Genomic DNA, 2,831 nt, shown 5'->3' on the forward strand with positions numbered 1-2,831 from the left:
GGAAAGACGGCAGTCGCGTGCCGGTGCTGGTTGGAGGAGCAACGTTTGATGAACGAGCCGGCGTCGATCTAACCGACCGCGAGCGTGCGGACGCAGCCGCGAGCGAAAGTGAACGGCGCTACCACGAGCTTCATAAAGAATTGGCTCAGGCTAACGTGGAAATTGTTCGCCGACCTGGTCGTCGGACTATTTGCTGACTGGCTTTTCCAGGTGGCCGCCAAACTCGTAGCGCATCGCCGACAAAAGCTTGTTCTGGAAATCAGCGTCGCCGCGGGAGCTGAACCGTTCGTAGAGCGCGGTCGTCAATACCGGGGCCGGCGTGCCCTCATCGATGGCCGCCTGGATCGTCCAGCGGCCTTCGCCGGAATCGGACACGCGGCCAGCAAACTTGGCCAGCGCCGGGTCCGCCTGCAGAGCGGTCGCGGTCAGGTCAAGGAGCCATGAAGCAATCACGCTTCCGCGTCGCCAAACATCGGCGATGTCAGGCAGGCTGAGATCGTACTGGTAGTGCTCGGGATTGCGCAGCGGCGTCGTCTCGGCGTCGATCGCATGCGATTCCTTGCCGACATTCGCGGCACGTAAAATGTCAAGTCCCTCGGCGTACGCCGCCATGATTCCGTACTCGATGCCATTGTGCACCATCTTGACAAAATGGCCGGCGCCGCTTGGCCCGCAATGAAGGTAACCGAGCTCGGATGTGCCGCCTCGCTTATCTTTTCCAGGGGTCGGCGGAATGTCGCCTGCGCCAGGGGCTAGCGCCTTGAAAATCGGGTCGAGGCGCTGCACGGCTTGATCGGGTCCGCCGATCATCATGCAATAGCCGCGTTCGAGGCCCCAGACGCCGCCGCTCGTGCCGACATCGACGTAGTCGACGCCCCTTGGGGCCAATTGCTTGCCGCGCCGAATATCGTCAATGTAGTAGGAATTGCCGCCATCGATCAGGGTGTCCCCCCGCTCGAGCGTCGGCAGCACGTCGGCGATGGTCGTGTCGACGACAGCCGCCGGGACCATCAGCCAGACGGCCCGTGGTCTTTCGAGCGCCTTGACAAGCTCAGCCAGCGAACCGCTGCCGATCGCCTTTTCCTTGACCAGATCTTCGACCGTTTTCGTAGACATGTCGAAGACCACGCACTCGTGGCCCTGCTTGATGAGCCTGCGCGTCATATTGGCGCCCATTCGGCCCAGACCGACCATTCCAAGTTGCATGCTGGCCTCCTTCAGACGAGTGCGTGATCCAATCGCGCCAAAGTTCGTGTAACAACGCCTCTCATCTTCCTGCCCCTTGGCTTGCGCTGCCTACAAGAGGCCGTTTGCAGCCTCAACAATGTGGCGTGCAGAAATGCCAAATGCATCAACAAGCTCATCCTGTTTACCGGAATGCGGCAGGCCGTTCACAGCCAGCAGTTTGAATTTTGCCGGCGCCGCTCCCGCAGCAGCCAAGGCATGCATCACAGCCTCGCCTAATCCACCCTCCGGCCAATGATCTTCGACGGTCACCAGCCGCCCGCCCGTTGCGCCGACCTCAGCGGCCAGCGCTTCGCCATCCAGAGGCTTTACGCAGTAGAGATCGATCACGCGAATCGCAACTCCCGTCGGTTTCAGTTGATCCGCCGCCTTCAGCGCTTCGTGCAGGGTCACGCCGGCACCGACCACGGTCGCCTTGTCTTCCGCGCTCTTCCGCAGCACTTTGAAACCAGGAATCGGGAATTTTTCATCGTTCGAATACAGAATGGGCATTTTCGGCCGCGACGTGCGCAAGTAGTTGATGCCCGCGCGCCGGGCCATCGCCTCCGTCAGACGCTCGGTGGAGACCGCATCGCTAGGATAGAAAACAGCCGAGCCATGCACCGCACGGAACATGGCGATATCCTCGAGCGCCATCTGCGACGGACCGTCCTCGCCTATTGAGACGCCGCAATGCGACCCGCACAGATTGATGTTCGCGCGGCTGATGGCCGCCATACGCACATTGTCATAGGCGCGCGAAAGAAAGCAGGCGAACGTGTCGGCAAAGGGCGCCTTGCCGCGCGCCTGCAATCCCACAGCGACGCTCACCATGTTCTGCTCGGCGATATATCCGTGCCAAAAATGGTCGGGGTATGCGTCGCCGAATACCTGCGAAAACGTCGAGATTTTTACGTCGCCGGATATGGCGACCACATGGGGGTTCGCAGCTCCAAGCCGCCTCAGCGCGAGGCCGTAGGCTTCGCGCGTCGCAACCTTCGCATCCTTGGCGTAGTCCGGCGGGGCGGGAGAGGCCAGTTCCGGCGGTTTCGGCAGTGATGTTCGCTCGAACGATTTTCCCGGATCGGGCGGGACCGTCGGTCCACCGCCTTTTTCCTGAATGGCAGCGGCAAGCTGTTCCTTCGAGAACGGCTTGCCGTGCCAGTTCAGTTTGTCGGCGACTAGGCTGAAGCCGTGGCCTTTGGTCGTTCGCGCCACAATGGCCTGCGGCCGCCCTCTCACGGTCCTGGCGCGATCCAGCGCCGCGACCACCGCAGCGACGTCATGTCCGTCAATCACTTGCGTATCGAAACCCTCCGACTCGAATTTCAGCCGGTAGCGTTCCATGTCGTGCTGGTACATCGTCGGCTCGCTCTGGCCGAGCCGGTTGATGTCAGCAATCACTGTCAGATTATCGAGATTGTAATGCGCGGCGAATGCCGCGGCTTCCCATATCTGTCCTTCCGCCAATTCGCCATCGCCCGTAAGCACGTAGACCCGCGTCGGGCTCTTATCCATCCGCGCGCCGATCGCAAGGCCCGACCCCACCGAAAGTCCTTGGCCCAACGACCCTGTCGCGGCATCCACGCCATGAATCCGGGGCGTCG

The 2,831-nt window shown here is 61.6% G+C and carries 3 protein-coding genes; 1 reads left to right on the top strand and 2 read right to left on the bottom strand.

All coding sequences use genetic code 11. The features are described from left to right. On the top strand, nt 1-197 hold a 197-nt coding region (locus ACLP2E_RS20770), incomplete at its 5' end, for a hypothetical protein (protein WP_442466988.1). On the opposite strand, the gene gnd is transcribed toward ACLP2E_RS20770, so the two are convergent. Both gnd and ACLP2E_RS20780 read right to left on the bottom strand, forming a co-directional pair. Then, entirely contained in the window at nt 187-1,206 is a 1,020-nt protein-coding gene (gene gnd, locus ACLP2E_RS20775) for a phosphogluconate dehydrogenase (NAD(+)-dependent, decarboxylating) (protein ID WP_442466989.1), read from the bottom strand. The two genes, ACLP2E_RS20770 and gnd, sit on opposite strands and share 11 nt — an antisense overlap. 90 nt (nt 1,207-1,296) lie before the next feature. Beyond that, nucleotides 1,297-2,831: transketolase (locus tag ACLP2E_RS20780; protein ID WP_442466990.1), on the bottom strand; the 1,535-nt coding region annotated here is incomplete at its 5' end.

It is taken from the genome of Rhodoblastus sp. (assembly GCF_052145335.1).
Lineage (GTDB): Bacteria > Pseudomonadota > Alphaproteobacteria > Rhizobiales > Beijerinckiaceae > Rhodoblastus.

Excerpts from the sequence above, each read along its gene's own strand:
- gnd (WP_442466989.1), bottom strand. The coding sequence starts at position 1,206 with ATGCAACTTGGAATGGTCGGTCTGGGCCGAATGGGCGCCAATATGACG.